This window comes from Pseudomonas sp. FSL R10-0056 (assembly GCF_009600105.1).
Classification (GTDB): domain Bacteria; phylum Pseudomonadota; class Gammaproteobacteria; order Pseudomonadales; family Pseudomonadaceae; genus Aquipseudomonas; species Aquipseudomonas bubulae.
In genome coordinates this window covers 1-318 of record NZ_WIWL01000113.1, presented here as the reverse complement: position 1 = coordinate 318, position 318 = coordinate 1, and the positions used below count along the sequence as shown (strand labels likewise).

At 62.9% G+C, this 318-nt stretch carries 1 protein-coding gene; it reads right to left on the bottom strand.

Annotated features, from left to right (window positions below):
- Positions 1 to 301, bottom strand: a 301-nt coding sequence (locus GHO42_RS06720; protein WP_256671106.1) for an MbeB family mobilization protein, incomplete at its 3' end; no start/stop codon positions are given.
- Between the last annotated feature and the right edge of the window lie 17 nt (positions 302 to 318).

Below are 318 nucleotides of genomic sequence, written 5' to 3'. Positions count from 1 at the left end.
GCCCTGTCCACCACAGGGCCCCGCTCGCGGCCAAGATCACCGCCAGCAGGCTCCCGGCGAGCCATTTCCAGCCCGACAGGACTAGCGCCCTGGTGTTGGCCTCGGTTGTGCTCAAAATCGCTTCTAGCGCTTTCTCGCGGGCCTGGATGGCGGCGCTCAAGCTCTGTTCGCTTGATCTCAATGCCGCGAGCAAGGTCTGTTCGTGCTGTTTGTAGGCGTTCGTCACGCCCGTCTCGAGAGCGCTGGCTTGCTGCTTCGATTTCTCCTCGAAGCTCCGGGCCAAGTCTGAAATCCCGCTCATAGAGGGCCCCCTTGAGG